At 28.9% G+C, this 17,769-nt stretch carries 16 protein-coding genes; 13 read left to right on the forward strand and 3 right to left on the reverse strand.

Annotated features, from left to right (window positions below; genetic code table 11):
* Nucleotides 1–311 precede the first annotated feature (311 nt).
* From ACIQ2L_RS11035 to ACIQ2L_RS11085, 11 genes are all read left to right on the forward strand, one after another.
* Nucleotides 312–1,613: a phage integrase SAM-like domain-containing protein gene (locus ACIQ2L_RS11035; RefSeq protein ID WP_396158734.1), complete on the forward strand. Its 1,302-nt coding sequence runs from the start codon at nt 312–314 to the stop codon at nt 1,611–1,613.
* 38 nt (nt 1,614–1,651) lie between these two features.
* Entirely contained in the window at nt 1,652–2,914 is a 1,263-nt protein-coding gene (locus tag ACIQ2L_RS11040; protein WP_396158736.1) for a hypothetical protein, read from the forward strand.
* 82 nt (nt 2,915–2,996) lie between these two features.
* Nucleotides 2,997–3,293, forward strand: coding sequence for a helix-turn-helix domain-containing protein (locus ACIQ2L_RS11045; RefSeq protein WP_396158738.1), 297 nt, complete (start codon nt 2,997–2,999; stop codon nt 3,291–3,293).
* A gap of 2 nt (nt 3,294–3,295) precedes the next feature.
* Nucleotides 3,296–3,568: a helix-turn-helix domain-containing protein gene (locus tag ACIQ2L_RS11050; RefSeq protein ID WP_396158740.1), complete on the forward strand. Its 273-nt coding sequence runs from the start codon at nt 3,296–3,298 to the stop codon at nt 3,566–3,568.
* A gap of 28 nt (nt 3,569–3,596) precedes the next feature.
* Nucleotides 3,597–5,699: an AAA family ATPase gene (locus tag ACIQ2L_RS11055; RefSeq protein WP_396158742.1), complete on the forward strand. Its 2,103-nt coding sequence runs from the start codon at nt 3,597–3,599 to the stop codon at nt 5,697–5,699.
* Between the two features lie 213 nt (nt 5,700–5,912).
* Nucleotides 5,913–7,502 carry a type I restriction-modification system subunit M gene (locus ACIQ2L_RS11060; RefSeq protein ID WP_396158744.1) on the forward strand — a complete coding sequence of 530 codons (1,590 nt, stop codon included), beginning with the start codon at nt 5,913–5,915 and terminating at the stop codon, nt 7,500–7,502.
* Between the two features lies 1 nt (nt 7,503).
* The gene (locus ACIQ2L_RS11065) at nt 7,504–8,757 is read left to right on the forward strand and encodes a restriction endonuclease subunit S (protein WP_396158746.1); all 1,254 of its coding nucleotides are present in this window, start codon (nt 7,504–7,506) and stop codon (nt 8,755–8,757) included.
* Nucleotides 8,758–8,764: 7 nt separating this feature from the next.
* Nucleotides 8,765–11,596, forward strand: coding sequence for a type I restriction endonuclease subunit R (locus ACIQ2L_RS11070; protein WP_396158748.1), 2,832 nt, complete (start codon nt 8,765–8,767; stop codon nt 11,594–11,596).
* A 6-nt stretch (nt 11,597–11,602) separates the two neighbouring features.
* Nucleotides 11,603–12,514 (forward strand): hypothetical protein, encoded by a 912-nt coding sequence (locus ACIQ2L_RS11075; protein WP_396158750.1) that lies wholly within the window; start codon nt 11,603–11,605, stop codon nt 12,512–12,514.
* The gene (locus tag ACIQ2L_RS11080; protein WP_396158752.1) at nt 12,514–13,044 is read left to right on the forward strand and encodes a hypothetical protein; all 531 of its coding nucleotides are present in this window, start codon (nt 12,514–12,516) and stop codon (nt 13,042–13,044) included. Before ACIQ2L_RS11075 ends, ACIQ2L_RS11080 begins: the two co-directional genes overlap by 1 nt.
* A gap of 131 nt (nt 13,045–13,175) precedes the next feature.
* The gene (locus ACIQ2L_RS11085; protein WP_396158754.1) at nt 13,176–13,646 is read left to right on the forward strand and encodes a thermonuclease family protein; all 471 of its coding nucleotides are present in this window, start codon (nt 13,176–13,178) and stop codon (nt 13,644–13,646) included.
* Nucleotides 13,647–13,649: 3 nt separating this feature from the next.
* Here ACIQ2L_RS11085 and ACIQ2L_RS11090 read toward each other — a convergent pair whose 3' ends face one another.
* The 3 genes from ACIQ2L_RS11090 to ACIQ2L_RS11100 are packed head-to-tail and all read right to left on the reverse strand — an operon-like array spanning nt 13,650 to nt 15,244.
* Entirely contained in the window at nt 13,650–14,186 is a 537-nt protein-coding gene (locus ACIQ2L_RS11090; RefSeq protein ID WP_396158756.1) for a hypothetical protein, read from the reverse strand.
* Entirely contained in the window at nt 14,173–14,916 is a 744-nt protein-coding gene (locus tag ACIQ2L_RS11095; protein WP_396158758.1) for an ImmA/IrrE family metallo-endopeptidase, read from the reverse strand. The genes ACIQ2L_RS11090 and ACIQ2L_RS11095 overlap by 14 nt, the downstream gene beginning before the upstream one ends.
* Nucleotides 14,909–15,244 (reverse strand): helix-turn-helix domain-containing protein, encoded by a 336-nt coding sequence (locus tag ACIQ2L_RS11100; protein WP_396158760.1) that lies wholly within the window; start codon nt 15,242–15,244, stop codon nt 14,909–14,911. Before ACIQ2L_RS11100 ends, ACIQ2L_RS11095 begins: the two co-directional genes overlap by 8 nt.
* Before the next feature lie 1,165 nt (nt 15,245–16,409).
* Between ACIQ2L_RS11100 and ACIQ2L_RS11105 the strand changes: the two genes are divergently transcribed.
* Together ACIQ2L_RS11105 and ACIQ2L_RS11110 are read left to right on the forward strand one after the other, a co-directional pair.
* On the forward strand, nt 16,410–16,826 hold the full coding sequence (locus ACIQ2L_RS11105) for a DUF6943 family protein (protein WP_396158762.1): 417 nt from the start codon (nt 16,410–16,412) through the stop codon (nt 16,824–16,826).
* 221 nt (nt 16,827–17,047) lie between these two features.
* The gene (locus ACIQ2L_RS11110) at nt 17,048–17,689 is read left to right on the forward strand and encodes a DUF6266 family protein (protein WP_396158764.1); all 642 of its coding nucleotides are present in this window, start codon (nt 17,048–17,050) and stop codon (nt 17,687–17,689) included.
* The last annotated feature ends 80 nt before the right edge of the window (nt 17,690–17,769 follow it).

Here is a 17,769-nt window from a genome sequence, read left to right on the forward strand (position 1 = left end):
ACCTATTTTATGCGAAAACATGAATAATTTGGCTATTCGGTGAAAAGAAAAAACCCTTTAAACGTTGAGGTTTAAAGGGTTTTAGTTCATTTTGATAAAATACTGGCGGAGAAAGAGGAACAAACACCCACTTTATTTATACATAACCAACTTTATTAAAACCTCTGTTAAATACTATAAAATAAGGGTTTTTGTTGTTTTTGAAATAAAATAAAATTAAGTGAATTATATAAAAAAATAGTCAATGTGGGGATATTGTGGGGATAATTTTGTATCTTTAAACCATTGAAAAACATAATACTTCCGTACCAATGGCAACAATTAACTACTTAATTAAAGGCGAAAAAAATACAACAAATATTTTGTTACGTTTTAAAAATGGCAGAAAATGTGATTTAACAGCAACAACAGATTTAAAGGTAGAACCTAAAAGATGGAGTGCAGCTAAACAAAAAGTAAAGCTAACTGCTGATGATACTTCTAAAGATGATATTAATAACAAACTTTCAGAGCTTGAAAAATTTATATTTGATGAGTTTAATTCTGATAATAGTAAAGGCGAGTTTATAGATAAGCACTGGTTAAGAAAAAAGATTGCAAAGTTTTTTAATAGACCTGTTGATGAAACCGCTGTTGATGAAGTATTTTTTATTCCGTTCATGGAAACCTTTATTAAAAATGCTCCAACAAGGATAATAAAGGGTAAAAACAAGGCGATAGCAAAAGGAACTATCACAAAGTATAATACAACTCAAAGAAAACTAGAAGAGTACGAGAAACGCTTTAAAACGAAGCTAAAATTTACCGATTTAGATTTAACCTTTTACGACCGTTTTGTAAACTTCTTATCACAAGAACAAAAGATAAATTTAGGTACTATTGGAAATTATATTGGTACATTAAAAACCATTGCCAGAGATGCAAAATTAAAAGGCTTACCGGTACATGCTCACATCGAGCATCCGAACTTTTTTGTTCCTAAAATTACAGCTGACAGTATTTATTTGAATGATGATGAAATTAATAAAATATTCAATCACGACTTTAAAGGAGTTGAAAGATTAGAAAACACAAGAGATTTATTTATTATTGGTTTGCGTACAGGGTTAAGAATATCTGATTTTTTAAGATTAAAAGATACTAATATCAAAAACGGATATATTGAAATTGAAACACAAAAAACAGGGCAAACGGTTACTATTCCACTTCATAAACAAGTAAAAGCAATTTTAGAGAAAAGAAATGGATTTCCAAGAGCTATTTCAGACCAAAAATTTAACGAGCATGTAAAAGATGTTTGTCAAGAAGTAGGCTTTAAAGAAAAAGTTCACGGTTCTAAAATTAACAAGAAAACAAAACGTAAAGAAGAAGGTTTATATCATAAATATGAATTAGTTACATCACATATTTGCAGAAGAAGCTTTGCGACTAATTTATATGGCAAATTAGACAATTTAACCATTATGGGAATTACAGGGCATCAAACAGAAACACAATTTTTAAAATACATTAAAATTACTAATACTGAAAAAGCGGAAAAACTAAAAGACTACTGGAACAAGCAAAACGAGGAGCAAGAAATCGAAGAGAAAAAAATGAAAGTGGTTAAGTAAGAAATATTTTAATACATTTAAGCCTTATTTTTTGTGTTATGGTAAGAAACTATTTAGATAAATATTGTGTACTCTTAAATAAAGATATTTACGAGGAATACACTCCTTATGGGCTGTTGGTTGATTTTAGATTTTATTTACCAAAGCTAAAATCAGAAATTCTAACTAATTGCCTAGAATTTGAAATTGATAAAAAAATTGAATACTTAAACTTAGTTTCAAATGAAGTTAGTAATTTAATTATTGAAGATTGGAAAAACATTTCAGTTGTAAATAAATGGCTTACAATGTTTGAAACATCATTTGATAATATTATTAATTCTAACTTGAATAAAGAAGCGATAAACGTGTATCTTGATGCGGATTATGCTCAATTTGAGGAAGAAGACGACGACATTATAAAAAGACGACAAATATTTGATTTTCAGTTAGATTTCTTTAATGTTTTTAAAAACTACTTTATAGCTGATATTGTAAACTTTTGCAATAGTACTAAATCTGATTTCACTAAGAAAAAGGATGTTAAAACCACTATAAACAAACCATTCAAAGACGAATATTTAATTGCATTTAAAAAAGCCATTACTGATGAAAGACAAATAAAGGAAACTTGTTTTGACTTGGTTTACGAAAGTATTATTCACTATGTACCATATCTTGAAAACGAAGTAATGGAAAATCTACTATTACTCAATACAGATAAAAAAGACGATTATTTAAACTTTGCAATCGATACTTTAAAGAAAATCGAATTTTCTGATTGTGATGAAAACACAATATCAAAATGGTTAGAAAAATACAACTCTCCTATTTCTGAATTTCCACATTTTAAAAATGAAGAATTAAAACATTGGTTAAACAGATATTACAATGGTTATGCTGATGATCCAAAAGATTACGATTTCATTCTTGATATACAAATTGATTTCTATTGTTATGCTGCTGGACTTGAAGCTCAAAAAATGATAACATTTTTAGAAAGCAAAAAAAGTAATGCTGTAAACAAAACACAATTACAAGAGGAAACAACCGAAAAAATCAAATGGATTGGTAAACCTTCTCAACTTGGTTTTATAATCGGCAAACTTGCTGAACTTGGTTATATTGATGCTCCACAACGCATTAACGGAGAAACTAATTTCACACAATTTGCAAAGCAGGTTAAAAACACTTTTGATGTTGAAACAACAGAAAGTACATTATCAAAATACCTAAATTTAGAAAGCGAAAAAGGCTCTGAAACAGTCCGTAAATTCGATGAAAATGGTTTTGATATACCTCACATAAAACAGATAAGCTAGTACCGTTCGAGTACCTATCGGTACGTTTACCCGTTTGTGCCTGATTTTACTTTGTACCACAATAACGATAAAAAAGTTAAAAATGGAACAAAGTAAAATTACACAGGTTTTCGGTATTACTCCCGAAGAATTTAAAGAAAGCATCCTAGTAGATGTTAGAGCAGAAATTAAATCTTTAGCTCAAAACTTCCAACCAATCAACCCACCAGAGTACCTAACTCGTCAAGAAGTTGCAGAGATACTAAAAGTATCTTTAGTAACGCTTTCTGATTGGAACAAAAAGAAAATCCTAAATCCTTATCGACTTGGAAACCTTATAAGATATAAGCGTTCCGAAATTGAACAGGCTTTAATCAGTATTAACTCTAAAAAAGTATAATAATGAGCGAGCCTTTCAAAAACAGTCTAAACAACATCGAGAAACGTTTAGAGGAGCTTACAGCAATTGTAACAAAACGGCAAGAAAACATTTTCAGTAAAGTTATTATTGACAATGATGAATTTCAAAGACTTTTTAGAATTAGTCCAAATACTGCGGACAATTGGAGAAAACAAGGACTAATAGCTTACAGTCAAATTAATAATAAGATAGTCTACAAAATTGAAGACATCAATTTAATGCTTGACAAACACTACAGACCTTTCAAAAAATAAACAACACTAACACATAATACTTTTCAAAATGAATATCACAAAAGAAAACATTTTGGCAAAGGTTAATAGTTATGATATTTTAAATCACTACTTATTGCCGTACCACAACGAAAATAGATTAATAGGCGGAAAAAACATTAGTAATCCTTTTCTAGCTGAGAAACAAGACACACCATCATTCAATATTTTTCCTGCAATGGGTACAGGAGAATGGAGATACAATGACTTCGCAACAGACGACAGCGGTAGTTGTTTTGATTTAGTTATGAAACTAAAAAACTTATCTTTTCCAGAAGCTTTAGCAGCTATAAACACTGACATGAATTTGTTTTTAGACAACAATACTAATATTGTTGTTACTGCTCCATCTATACCAATTGTAAAAGAAAAGGTAGTTGATGAATTTGATAAAATGAAACCTGCAAAGCGTTTTACTATTACTAAACGTGATTATAATACAAACGATTGGGCGTTTTGGGAAAAATTCAAAATCAACAAAGAAACACTTGATAAATTTAATGTTGTAGCATTAGCAAGTTATTCAGCATACAACAAAGAGGGAAAACCTTATGAAATGAAAGCCTTTGGTGGTAAATTAATGTATGCTTATGATAATGGTGATTGGACTAAAATTTACAAACCATTTGATGATAAAAAATTCAAATTTCAGTTTTTAGGAATTAAAGAAGCCAATTATATTTTTGGTTGGAAACACTTGCCGGAGAAAGACGATTTAGTTTTTATTACAGGTGGCGAAAAAGATGTTTTAACTTTAGTTTCAAATGGGTTTAATGCAATTACTTTAAATAGTGAAACAGCTAACTTACAAGACGATACAGCAGAAGAACTAAAACAACGCTTCAAAAATGTTGTGGTATTATATGACAATGATGCAACAGGAGTAAAACAATCGAAACACCTTTCTTCTTTGTATAAAATTCATAGATTACAATTACCTAAAATACCAAACAATGGTAAGGATATATCAGATTATTTTGCACAAGGCGGAACAATAGACAATTTACAATCTTTAATTGATGAAACTATAAAAACACCACTTTCAGAAATTGAAGAAGTAGAAAAATTTATTTACAATGCAGTTGAATTAATGGAAATGGGCGAAGTAGAAACACGCTACTTAATGGAACCAATTTTTCCACAAAAAGGTTCAGCAGTTATTGCAGGGAAACCCGACACAGGAAAAAGTCAATTTGCTAGACAACTTTGTATTCAAGTAGCTTTAGGTATAAAAGATTTTATAGGTTTTGAAATAAACCCAATTCACAATAAATCTATTTACATAGCTACCGAAGATAATTTAGAAGCAACACGCTTTTTATTAAGTAAACAAATGTATGGTTTAGGCGAAAAGGTTAAAGAGAACTTGCGTTTTATGTTTGCTGACACAATGGAACAAGAAGAAATACTATCACAACTTGAAGCAGCACTAATAGAACAACCAGCCGATTTAGTAGTAGTAGATAGTTTTGGTGATATTTTCAAAGGTGGTGACACTAATAACAATATGGCAATGCGAAATACTGTTAAAACATTTGACAGGATTGCAAAGCATCATAATTGCCTAATTCTGTTTGTTCATCATATCAATAAAGGAGCTTACAGAGTTGCACCAGGACAAGAACACATACAAGGTGGTGCAGGGTTAGTGCAAAAGGTTCGTTTAGCTATTCAGTTATCTGAAGGCGATGACAACATTAGATATTTTACAGTTGTAAAAGGAAATTATTGTCCTAAAGAGTACAAACAAAACTCATTAGAGTTAAAATTTTCAGAAGAAACATTTTTATTTTCCACTGAAGGCAAATTAATACCCACTAGCGAGTTAGGAACACAACCAGACTTTAAAGGAAAAGATGAAAAATACAATGAATTAGAAGAGATAGCAAATACTATTTTTGGAGATAAATTAGTAAACTACAGTAATTTTGTTAAAGAATATTGTGCATTTACAGGCAAAAGTGTAGCAACAGCAAAAAGAGCAATATCAAACTTAAAAAAACTTGAAATAGTAGTTGAAAGTAATGGTGCTTATAGATTAAACAAACAAAGCGAAGTAACACTAACAAATGAAAATCCTTTCGATGATGAAGATAACGATATTGCCTTTTAGTATCAAGTATCAAATGTATCAAAACCCTATACACTTTGACACCTTGATACTATGATACCACTAACAAAAACAACACAAAAGAAAATTTAGTATCAGGTATCACGGTATCATTTACCCTATATGTTTTGATACTCTGATACTTGATACCTTAATTTAGTTTTTAAAAATTCTTTAATTATACCTACATTTACGCTTTACAATAAAAATCCACCAATGTCAGACGAACAGAAGAAATTATTAGAACAACAGCTTTGGGCTATTGCCAACATATTAAGAGGTAAAATGGATGCCGATGATTATAGAAACTATATTCTCGGCTTTATCTTTTTCAAATACCTTTCCGAAAAATTAGAAATTTATGCTAAAGAAATTCTAGAGCCAGATAATTTAAAATATACAGATTTAGAAGAAGAAAAAGACAAAATGTATATTGATGCAGTAAAAAAAGCATGTATCAAAAAGTTAGGTTATTTTCTTAAACCATCAGAATTATTTTCAAGTTTAGCAAACAAAGGAAATAATTTAGTTGATAATGAAACAAATGAGAATGACGAAGCTACTCAATTTTTTATTCTTGAAGATTTAGAAAGAATATTAAACAATATTGAGCAAAGCACAATGGGTACAGAGAGTGAAGACGACTTTGTACGTTTGTTTGAAGACCTAGATTTAAACTCTTCTAAGCTAGGTAAAACAACAAAAGCAAAAAATGAAATTATTGCTAAAATCCTAAATGCACTTAATAAAATTGATTTCCAATTAGAAGATACAAACGCTGATGTTCTAGGTGATGCCTATGAGTATTTAATTGGAGAGTTCGCAGCAGGTGCAGGTAAAAAAGCAGGTGAATTTTACACTCCACAACAAGTATCTACAATATTAGCTAAGATAGTTACAACAAGAAAAAAACGCTTAAAATCAGTATATGACCCAACGTGTGGTAGTGGTTCACTATTACTTCGAGTAGCTAAAGAAGTTGACGATGTTGGTTATTTTTATGGGCAAGAGTTAAACAGAACTACATACAACTTAGCTCGTATGAACATGATTTTACATGATGTTCATTACACTAAATTCGACATCAAACAAGGTGATACACTAGAAGACGATTTACACGAAGAATTAAAAGCAGAAGCTATAGTAGCAAATCCACCATTTTCAGCTCAATGGAGTGCTAAACAAATTTTTGCTTCTGATGATAGATTTAGTCAATATGGTAAATTAGCACCAAGTAGTAAAGCAGATTTTGCTTTTGTGCAACACATGATACATCACTTAGATGATAATGGTATTATGGCTTGTGTACTTCCTCATGGGGTTTTATTTAGAGGTGCAGCAGAAGGTCATATTAGAAAATATTTGATTGAAGACAGAAACTATTTAGATGCTGTTATTGGTTTACCTTCAAATGTATTTTATGGTACAGGTATTCCAACATCAATCTTAGTGTTTAAAAAATGTAGAGAAATAGACGAAGATATTTTATTTATTGATGCTAGTTCGCAATACGAAAAACAAAAAACACAACACGTTTTACAACCTATACATATTGATAAAATCATTGAAACGTATAGAGAAAGAATTGTTGAAGATAAATTCAGTTATCGTGCTACTCTACAAGAAATAAAGGACAACGATTATAACTTAAACATTCCAAGATATGTTGATACTTTTGAAGAAGTTGAAATTATTGATTTAGTAGCTGTTACTAATGAATTAAAAGATTTAGAAATGGAAATTATCAATAATGATAAAACAATTGCAAATTTCTGCAAAGAACTAAGTATTCAAACACCTTTTTAAAATGAGCATTACACAACCTAAATTAAGGTTTTCTGAATTTAAAGAAAATTGGGAGATTTTTTTATTTGAAGACATATATTCTTTCAGAACTACTAACTCGTTCTCAAGGGATAAATTAAATTATGAAAGTGGTTTAGTTAAAAATATTCATTACGGTGATATACATAAAGGATTTAATTCCTCTTTTAAAGTTAAAGATGAAAATGTACCTTTTATTAATTCAGATATTAGTTTAGATAAAATATCAAGTGATAACTATTGCCAAAATGGTGATTTAATTATTGCTGATGCATCAGAAGATTATGCAGATATAGGTAAAACGATTGAAATAGTAGACACAAATAATGAAAATGTACTAGCAGGTTTGCATACTTTCTTAGCTAGACCTGACAAAAAAAGTATGGCAGTAGGGTTTGGTACGTTTTTAATGAAATCTAACTTAATTAATAAACAAATAAAGTTGATTGCTCAAGGTTCAAAAGTATTAAGCATATCAACTGGTAGACTGGGTAAAATTAAAACAGTTATTCCAAGTATTAATGAACAAAGAAAAATTGCTGATTTCTTTTATTTGATAGATAAAAAAATTAACCAACTTACAAAAAAGAAGGAACTTTTAATCAAGTACAATAAAGGAATAACTCAAAAAATATTTAATCAAAACATAAAATTTAAAGATGATTATAATAACGAATTCCCGAAATGGGAAATTGTAAAATTACATACTTTATGTGATTATAAAAATGGTGGTTCATTTGAGAATTATGTATGTAGTGATGGTCAATATAATTTAATTACATTAAATAGTATTGATATTAATGGTAAAATAAAAAAGGAACATAAAAAGGTTTCAATCTCTGATAATTCATTGAAAAAAGGTGATTTAATAATGGTATTAAGTGATGTTGCTCATGGAAATTTTCTAGGTTTAACTGATGTTATACCTGGTGATGATTATGTACTAAACCAAAGAATGGCTGCTTTAAAACCAATAAAGGAGATTAATACTTATTACTTGAAAACTTTTATAAATTATAATCAAAAATATTTCAAATTAATGGGACAAGGATCATCTCAATTAAACCTTTCAAAAGGTGATGTAATTAATTTTGATGTTAAACTACCTGTTTTGCAAGAACAAGATAAAATATCAAACTTTCTTTATGCTATTGATATGAAAATTAATCAAATTACAATTCAATTGGAAAAAACAATTGCATTTAAAAAAAGTTTATTACAACAGATGTTTGTATAATTTGCTTATGACGACACAACCAGAACAAGTACTTGAAAATAACCTTGTAAAACAATTACAAGATTTAGGGCATAAATTCGTAAACATCAAAGACGAAAAAGGTTTGTATGCTAATCTAAAAACACAATTAGAAAAGCATAATAAAACTACTTTTTCAGATAATGAATTTAACAAAATACTCATTCATTTAAGTAAGGGTAATATCTTTGATAAAGCCAAAACTTTAAGAGATAGTTATGGCTTAAAACGAGATGATAATACAACCTTTTATGTAGAGTTTATCAATCAAAACTTTTGGTGTCAAAACGAGTTTCAAGTATCTAATCAAATAACAATAGAGGGTAGTTATACAAACCGTTATGATGTTACAATTTTAATAAATGGGTTGCCTTTAGTTCAAATAGAATTAAAGCGTAGAGGTATAGAATTAAAAGAAGCTTTCAATCAAGTAAACCGCTATCATAAACACTCATATAGTGCAGCTAACGGACTATTTCAATACGTTCAAGTATTTGTTATCAGTAACGGTGTAAATACAAAATACTACGCTAATAATCCTAAACAATCATTTAAGCAAACATTCTTCTGGAGTGATGAAAATAACAAAAACATTACCCAATTAGAACAATTTACAGCAAGGTTTTTAGATCCTTGTCATATTGCTAAAATCATAACAAAATACATTGTACTTCACGAAAGCGATAGTATTCCAATGGTTATGCGACCATATCAGTATTATGCAGTAGAGCAAATTATTGAGAGAGTTAAAAACAGTACCAAAAACGGCTACATTTGGCATACAACAGGTTCAGGAAAAACGCTAACATCATTTAAAGCAAGTCAAATATTAACTAACAATCCAAAAGTACATAAAGTAGTTTTTGTAGTAGATAGACAAGACTTAGACGAACAAACAGTTAGAGAATTTAACGCATTTCAAAAAGACAGTATAGACGGAACAGAAAATACAAAAATGTTAGTCAATCAGTTTTTAGATGATACACCTCTTATCGTTACAACTATTCAAAAATTAAATACAGCAATATCAAAAGTTCGTTTCAATGATAAAATGAAACAGCTACAAGATAAAAAGATAGTATTTATTTTCGATGAATGTCATAGAAGTCAGTTTGGAGATACACATAAAAAAATAGTTGATTTCTTTAAAAATCATCAAATGTTTGGTTTTACAGGAACACCAATATTTGCAAAAAATGCAGTAGCCAAAGAAAGCAAGAAAAACACAACAGCAATGTTATTTCACGATTGCTTACATAAATATGTAATTACAGATGCTATTCGTGATGAAAATGTTTTAAAATTCTCTATTGAATATATTGGCAGATATAAAGAAAATGAAAACTCAAAAACTAATGTAGATATAGAGGTTGAAGCTATTGATACAAAGGAGCTAATGGAAAGTCCTAAAAGGCTTGAAGCAATATCAAACTACATAATAAACAACCATTCAAGAAAAACACATAACAGAACATTTACAGCAATGTTTTGTGTTAGTAGTGTTGATATATTAATTAAGTATTACGAGCTATTACGAGCAAGTAAACAAGCAGGCAATCACAATTTAAACATAGCTACTATATTTTCTTTTAATGCCAATGAAGATGATAAAGATGCAAATGGTTTTATTCCAGATGATGAATTTAGCGAGACATTACCAATCAATAAACATTCAAGAGATAAATTAGAAGAGTTCATAAAAGAATACAATGCAACTCATAAAACTAACTTTTCTACTAAAGACAGCGAAAGTTTTTTCAATTATAAAAAAGACATTTCTAAAAGAGTTAAGAATAAGCAAATTGATATATTATTAGTTGTAAATATGTTCCTTACAGGTTTTGATAGTAAAACATTAAATACTTTGTATGTAGATAAAAATTTAAAATATCACGGATTAATTCAAGCCTATTCAAGAACAAATAGAATAATAGATGAGAAAAAGTCACAAGGTAACGTAGTAGTATTTAGAAATCTAAAACAGGCAACAGATGATGCAGTAGCTTTGTTTTCTAATAAAGATGCCTTAGAAACTATTATAATTCAACCATACGAAGAATATGTGAAAAAATTCAATAAAGCATATAAAACGTTAATGGCTATAACTCCAACAGTTGATAGTGTAAATGATTTAGAAAGTGAAGAGGAAGAAGTAAATTTCGCAAAAGCTTTTAGAGAAATAATAAGATTACGAAATGTATTATCTTCATTCTCTGATTTTACTTTTGACGATGTTTATATGGAGGAACAAGAGTTTGACGACTATAAAAGCAAATATCTTGACTTACATGAAAAAATAAAAACTAACTCTCAAAAAGAAAAAGTATCTATTATTGATGAAATTGATTTCGAATTAGAGTTAATCCACAGAGACGAAATAAATGTAGCTTACATACTTAGATTACTAGCTAATCTTAAAAATGCAACAGGAAAAGATTTAGATAAAAAGAAAAAAGAAATTGTAGACGCATTAGCCGGTGAAACACAATTAAGAAGTAAAAAGGAATTAATCGAAAAATTCATATTAGAGAATTTACCATTAATTGCTGATGATAATGATATACCTGATGAGTTTAATTCATTTTGGGATATTGAAACAAAAAAAGCACTTGACAATCTTTGCACAGAAGAAAATCTAGATAAAGAAAAAGTAGAAACAATAATCAACGATTATCTATTTACAGAAAGAAAACCAAACGAAGAAGAAGTAATCAATGCACTTGAAAAACAACCAAGTATATTACATCGTGATACAATAGGTGTTAGAATTACCGATAAAATAGTTAACTTCGTCAAAACCTTTATAGACGGTATAAATTAGGAAAACATGGCAGAGAAAAAAGATAGAATAATAAATTATTTTGATATAGCTCCAAAATACTTGGCTTCTTCAACTGAAACGATAATTGACTTATTTACAAAAATTAATCAATTAAAAATTGATAAAGATCCAGCTCGTTTTGAACAGTATGGTGATAAGTATATTTATATAACAGATATTGTAATTAACAAAACTACTAAACAGATAGATGGCAAAGTTTTACACATAAGAAAAGATGCGTTTCCTGAGCTAATGGATATTTCAGATGATAAAATACGTGATGTTGAGGCAACTAAAAACGAGGGTATCGTCGAAAAAACACATTTCATTTTATCATATAAAAAAAAGGAAATGACTTTGTCTTTTGAACATAATCAATATGGTGCTAGAATATCAGACTTTACTTTTTATCTAGAGCAAAAAGGGTTAAAAAATGGAATATTAGACAAAATACTGTATAATCCCATAAGTAGAGACAATTTAACTAGTGTTCGTAAAAGAATTAAAAATATTTCGTATATTGTAGCAAAGGTTCACAAAGACAATATAAAAAGAATAAAAGAATATGATGAAGATTTATTCTCTGCTTTAAAAACTGTTGAAGAAGCAACCTATGCTGAATATGTTACACTAGAACTAAAATATGATTACGTTAAAGGTGTTCAAGGTACTGCAATTAGAAGTAAATTAGATAAAATAATTGACAAACTAATTAAAAGCACTTCAATACCCTTTAATAAACTACAAGTAAAAGCGGAGGATAGTGAAAGCAATAATTTATTAAAAGACTTTGATTTGCTTAACTTATGGTATAGAAGCAATTTGAAAGTTGAATTGAAAGATAAATCTAAAACAATTGTAAGTGTTGATATTCTTGAAAAAATGAGAAGCGAATTAAATAAAGAATTTGGACTATAATGACTAAAATACTAGATAAATATATTAAACAACCTTTACTTTATGACTTTATTATTGTTTTAATAATTGTCATTTGTAAACATATTTTATCTTACAAGAATATTTTAACCTTAAATATACCACTAGAAACATTGAAATCAATGATTTCAGACATAATTTCTACAACAATATCTCTAGCTGGTTTCATTTTGGCTTCCTTGACTATTATAGTTACATTTAAAGATAACATTAATCATAAAGAAACATATTCAAAAATCGAGAAAAAAGAAGATTTAACAGGTATGGAATTACTTTTTACAAGTAAACATTACAAAAGAATAGTTGGTGTTTTCTCTTGGGCTTGTATAATTTTCTTATCGATATTTTTTGTTATATCATTTTTAAAATTATTCTTAGATAAAATAATTGAGGACTATATTTTAGATTTGATTATTTTAACATTTATCATACTTTCTGCAACGATTTTTAGATGCTTATTAATTCTTCATAGCATTATTAAAATTCAAATTAAATCCAATATCAACGAATAATTAAGGAGCGAATGGCTTGGGTGTTATCAGCAATCCATTTTCCTGCTTTCCGTTACAATCTCGCTTTTTCAAGCGAGGATTTCCTCTCCAATCAGGGCTATTAGATAAAGTTTTTTCTATATTTGTATTATATGAAAAAACACACATATTTATTATTTCTTCTATTTTCGTTTACATCGTTATTTAGTCAAACTACTTTAACAGCCAAAGTTGTTGGTATAAAAGACGGTGATACAGTTGTTGTTTTAGATAGTTTAAACAATCAAACCACGTTAAGGTTAGCAGAAGTAGATTGTCCAGAAAAAAATCAACCATTCGGTACAAAAGCAAAACAATTCACATCAGACCAAATATATCTTAAAACAATAAAATACGTTGTTACAGATACAGATAGATACGGCAGAAGTATAGCAATGATATACTACGATACAGACAATAAATACTTATCAGCTGAAATAATAAAAGCAGGTATGGGTTGGCATTACAAAAGATATTCTAAGTCAAAAGAATTAGCAATATACGAAGATAGTGCTAGAAAAAATAAAATAGGTTTGTGGGTAGATACCAATCCAATAAATCCATCAGATTGGCGAAAACAATAAATATTAAATAAAGCTTAATTTTTTGCATTTATAATCTTCCATTTTTGTTACTGGTAGCTTACCTTTTTTACTCAAAACTTTTGAAATGAAATCATTACATCTTTTAATATCATAATATCCATTCTTTAATGCTTCACATAAAAAATCCATAGTTGTAAGGTATTCAATTTTATGAAGGCCACAATAATTTTTTATATCTTTTAGATTACTACTTGCTATAATGTTATTTGTATATCGCACATAGGCTAAACAAGCACTTTCACCTTCACCTTTAAATAGGCTTTTTTTGATGTAATAATATTCTTTTTTAATGAGTTCATTATTCTCAGGAAAAGGAATTAAATTCAATGCTTTTTGTTCAATCAGATTATCTATTTCTACTTTCCATGTTTCATTATCACATAATTCTTTATAAACTTTGTCAAGCAATTTTATTTCAAAAGGAAAAATACTATTTATTGAATATATCTCTCGTGCCTTGATGAAATGAGATACAACATCTGCATCAATTAGGATTATTTTGTTATTACTCTTCGCCATTAATTAATTTTTGAAGTTCAATCTCATTCATACCCAAATCTTTTAACAGTCTATAATAATGCGTCTCAGATATTTTACCCTTATCATACAATTCATTAGCTATTTCTCCATAATTACCTAAAACAATGTTTTTATTACCAGGTTCATATAAATCAATTGGATATCCATACTGTATAGCTCCGCTTTTAATGTTTACCTTATATTTTTCATAAGATATTGACGTAATAATATTGAGCTCTTTTAATCTATAAAGTAACGCAGCTCTGGATGTAGAATAGTAATGCTCAATTTTTAAAATTGTTTTTAAAGTAATTTTATCCTTACCAGTTTCATTATCTGGTATTAGTGATTTTAACCCTTGTTCTGGTAATAATAATATTGAAGCAAAGACGTCAGCATTATATTCCTCTTTATCCTTTGAGTTGAATTGTCCTGTTTTACATATCATTGATTTAAATTCTTGTTGTATGAACAAGTGGTATAACTCATGACATATTGTAAAATGTTGCTTACCTAGATTATGATTGCTATTAACTAATATAAATCTAGATGTGTTTTTATTGTCTGTTACTTTCAAAGCCATTCCCGAAAAATTATCGTCTAATGCTTTAAACACAGTAATTAAATTTAATTTAGACAATAAACTTTTCAATCTAATAGGATCATTCGACCCAAGACCATTGTTTTGTCTAAATAATGTTGCCTCTTTTTCTAAAATAATTTTATTCATTGCTTAGAGCCTGTTGCATTTTTAAATAATTCATGGCCAATTTTTTAAATGAAGCTATTGAAATTAAATCGTCTTTACTTAATTCATTAGCTCTAAAAGCAAATGCTACATTAGTTGTCATAATAGCATCATTCTCCTCATAAAAATCATATTCATCAATAGAAAATAACTCAGCCAACTTGGTTAGCTTATCAGTTGGAACAATACTTCCATTTTCATATCTATTAACTTGAGCTCTACTTACTCCAAGGTATTCCGCTAACATTTCTTGTGTTAAACCTAGCTTATCTCTAAATAATTTAATGTTTTTCCCTACTATTGTTTCCATATTTGATTTAAATTGATGTTACAAATTTACAACAAATATTTATTTATTATACAAAATGTAACATGTTTTTATAATTTATAAAGTTGTGACAAATTAATATTACCTCTTTCATCTGCACAAAAATCGCTCCTAGTCCAAGTATTCCTAGCATCAATTCTTTGTTTGCTTCATTTCGTTAATAATTAAAAAGAAACCATTAAAAGAAATAGGAACGCTATCGCTGACGTATTTTCACCCACCCAGTCCAACGCTTTCCCACCGCTCAAGTGGTTTTCTCCCAACGCAATAAGCACTTGTTTTTTCCCCAGCTGTGCAAAGCATTTTTTGCCTGTTTTATTTTCCCAACCCCATCGCACATAAAACAGGCAAAAAAAGCCCTGCACTTTCCCAACACTCGAAAAACAAGAGCTTCCCAACGCTAAAAACCACTCCCAAGCTATTTTACATAATGAAGGCAACATTATAGTTCAAAAAAAAGCGTTAATATTTTTAGTGGATTTTTTTTTGAACTATAATTTCATTATGTAAAATATCCGCTCTGCCAACGCTCCCACCCGAAATAGGAACAGTATTTTCATTGTTTTTTGAAGATGCCATAACGTTACTTAACAACATTTCTAGTAAGTAGAAAACTTCCATTTCATAAGACAAATCAGGCATCCTCAAAAATCAAATAGAGTAGAAAGAGTATCAAATTTTAGTTCATTTTAAAAAGCATTTCTATTTGTTTTTGGGTTTTTAAAAATGCCCTTAAAATTTGATACCCTTTCAAGACGTTTAGTACTTCGATTGAAAACCTTTTTTTAAATCCGATTTCATAAGACATATCGTTTAAACGGAAACAAAACAAAAAATAAAAAAAAAGAAAACAAAGGTAAGTTCCGGGTTTACAATAAAAAAAGTTCAAGCCTACGGTTTCGGATAAAATCTCCACCCTTACATTTTCAAAAGACATTTATTTTCTTATCTAATTTCAATCACGTATCAGGGTAGTATTTTATCCGAAAAACTTTTTTTATTGAAACCCTACACTTCGGCAGATCGCTTTCTTTTTTTCTTTTTTTTCTTTTGAAAAATTTTAATGGCGTAGCCTAGCGAAGCACACCTGCATTTCAATGGAAACCACAAAAAGGGAAGAGAAATCTAATCTTTTAATTCCGATGTAATGAACTTTATTATCAAAACCCACACGAAAGACACCCAGTACAACAAACCTTGCTTATTTCTTCTAAATAAAGGTTTAAATAGCGGAAAACCTCAGAAAGAGCCATTCACAAACAGCTTTGTAATCATTTTTGAAAATCAGGATGATGTTGATAACGTATTTTTTATTTCTTATAGCTTATGGAAAACAAAATTTTGGCATCAATTTTTGATTGGTTCAGTTATTCCATTTTTAAGACTACAGGAATTTAAAAAAGAGTTTAATCAAAAAGTAAATGCATTAATGCAGGAACACGAAAAACATAAAAAAAGTGTTGCAGCACTAAAACTACTTGAAGAAAAGGAAAATCAATTTCTAAAAAATCTAAATTTAATTAGTGATTTACGGAAAGCAATTATCTATCAGTATATAAAATAATAGTACATATAAGCCAGTTCTGACGAATTGGCTTTTTAAATAAATACCATCCAACTACAGAAAAAACTCTTTTAACAACAATTTTCTACAATTAAGCACAATTAAAACCATAGAATACTTTAAAGTGTGTATGTGCATTATTTTTGTATAGTAAAATTAAATCAATACCAAAGCCGTACCAAGCTCGCAAAATTTAATATTAACCCCTAAACTATATATAAATGGGAAAGATTGGTAGAGGTATTCTTGGAGGAGTATCAGGTAAAGTAGCTAATGTTGTTGGCTCAAGATGGAAAGGAATTGATTATATTAGAGCTAAACCTCTAAGTGTAGCCAATCCTAGAACTTTGTTACAAGTTAATCAAAGAACAAAGTTTGCTTTGGTATTAAGATTTTTACAGCCTAACTTAAATTTTGTTAAGATTGGTTATAAAAATTATGCAGTGAAGAAATCGCAGTTTAATAGTGCAATGTCGTACATATTAAATAATGCGATTGCAGGGGTATCTCCTGATTTTGTTATTGATTATTCATTAGCATTATTATCGAGAGGTAATTTGTCTCCAGCATTAAACCCTGTATTTGATCTAACTACTCCTGGACAAGTTCAGTTTTCATGGGATGATAACTCGACAGATGGTAACGCAAACGCAACTGATAAAGTTATGGTTGTAGCTTACAATCCAATAAAAGGAGAAAGTATCTATTTAACTGAAGGAGCTACAAGAGCAGATTTATCTCAAACTGTAGTTTTACCTAACAGCTACACAGGCGATGAATTACAAATGTTCATTTCGTTTATGAGTGCTGATGAAACTCAATTATCTAATAGTGCTTACATTGGCTCTGGTACGGCTTCATAAAATTAGTAAGTACTTTTTTAAGAACCACCTGTAAAAGGGTGGTTTTTTTATGCTTCAAATTAAGTGAATTGTGGGGATAA

It is taken from the genome of Flavobacterium sp. (assembly GCF_044369455.1).
Taxonomy (GTDB): domain Bacteria; phylum Bacteroidota; class Bacteroidia; order Flavobacteriales; family Flavobacteriaceae; genus Flavobacterium.

Coding starts and splice junctions, on each gene's coding strand:
- ACIQ2L_RS11035 (WP_396158734.1), top strand. CDS start 312: ATGGCAACAATTAACTACTTAATTAAAGGCGAAAAAAATACAACAAAT.
- ACIQ2L_RS11040 (WP_396158736.1), top strand. CDS start 1,652: ATGGTAAGAAACTATTTAGATAAATATTGTGTACTCTTAAATAAAGAT.
- ACIQ2L_RS11045 (WP_396158738.1), top strand. CDS start 2,997: ATGGAACAAAGTAAAATTACACAGGTTTTCGGTATTACTCCCGAAGAA.
- ACIQ2L_RS11050 (WP_396158740.1), top strand. CDS start 3,296: ATGAGCGAGCCTTTCAAAAACAGTCTAAACAACATCGAGAAACGTTTA.
- ACIQ2L_RS11055 (WP_396158742.1), top strand. CDS start 3,597: ATGAATATCACAAAAGAAAACATTTTGGCAAAGGTTAATAGTTATGAT.
- ACIQ2L_RS11060 (WP_396158744.1), top strand. CDS start 5,913: ATGTCAGACGAACAGAAGAAATTATTAGAACAACAGCTTTGGGCTATT.
- ACIQ2L_RS11065 (WP_396158746.1), top strand. CDS start 7,504: ATGAGCATTACACAACCTAAATTAAGGTTTTCTGAATTTAAAGAAAAT.
- ACIQ2L_RS11070 (WP_396158748.1), top strand. CDS start 8,765: ATGACGACACAACCAGAACAAGTACTTGAAAATAACCTTGTAAAACAA.
- ACIQ2L_RS11075 (WP_396158750.1), top strand. CDS start 11,603: ATGGCAGAGAAAAAAGATAGAATAATAAATTATTTTGATATAGCTCCA.
- ACIQ2L_RS11080 (WP_396158752.1), top strand. CDS start 12,514: ATGACTAAAATACTAGATAAATATATTAAACAACCTTTACTTTATGAC.
- ACIQ2L_RS11085 (WP_396158754.1), top strand. CDS start 13,176: ATGAAAAAACACACATATTTATTATTTCTTCTATTTTCGTTTACATCG.
- ACIQ2L_RS11090 (WP_396158756.1), bottom strand. CDS start 14,186: ATGGCGAAGAGTAATAACAAAATAATCCTAATTGATGCAGATGTTGTA.
- ACIQ2L_RS11095 (WP_396158758.1), bottom strand. CDS start 14,916: ATGAATAAAATTATTTTAGAAAAAGAGGCAACATTATTTAGACAAAAC.
- ACIQ2L_RS11100 (WP_396158760.1), bottom strand. CDS start 15,244: ATGGAAACAATAGTAGGGAAAAACATTAAATTATTTAGAGATAAGCTA.
- ACIQ2L_RS11105 (WP_396158762.1), top strand. CDS start 16,410: ATGAACTTTATTATCAAAACCCACACGAAAGACACCCAGTACAACAAA.
- ACIQ2L_RS11110 (WP_396158764.1), top strand. CDS start 17,048: ATGGGAAAGATTGGTAGAGGTATTCTTGGAGGAGTATCAGGTAAAGTA.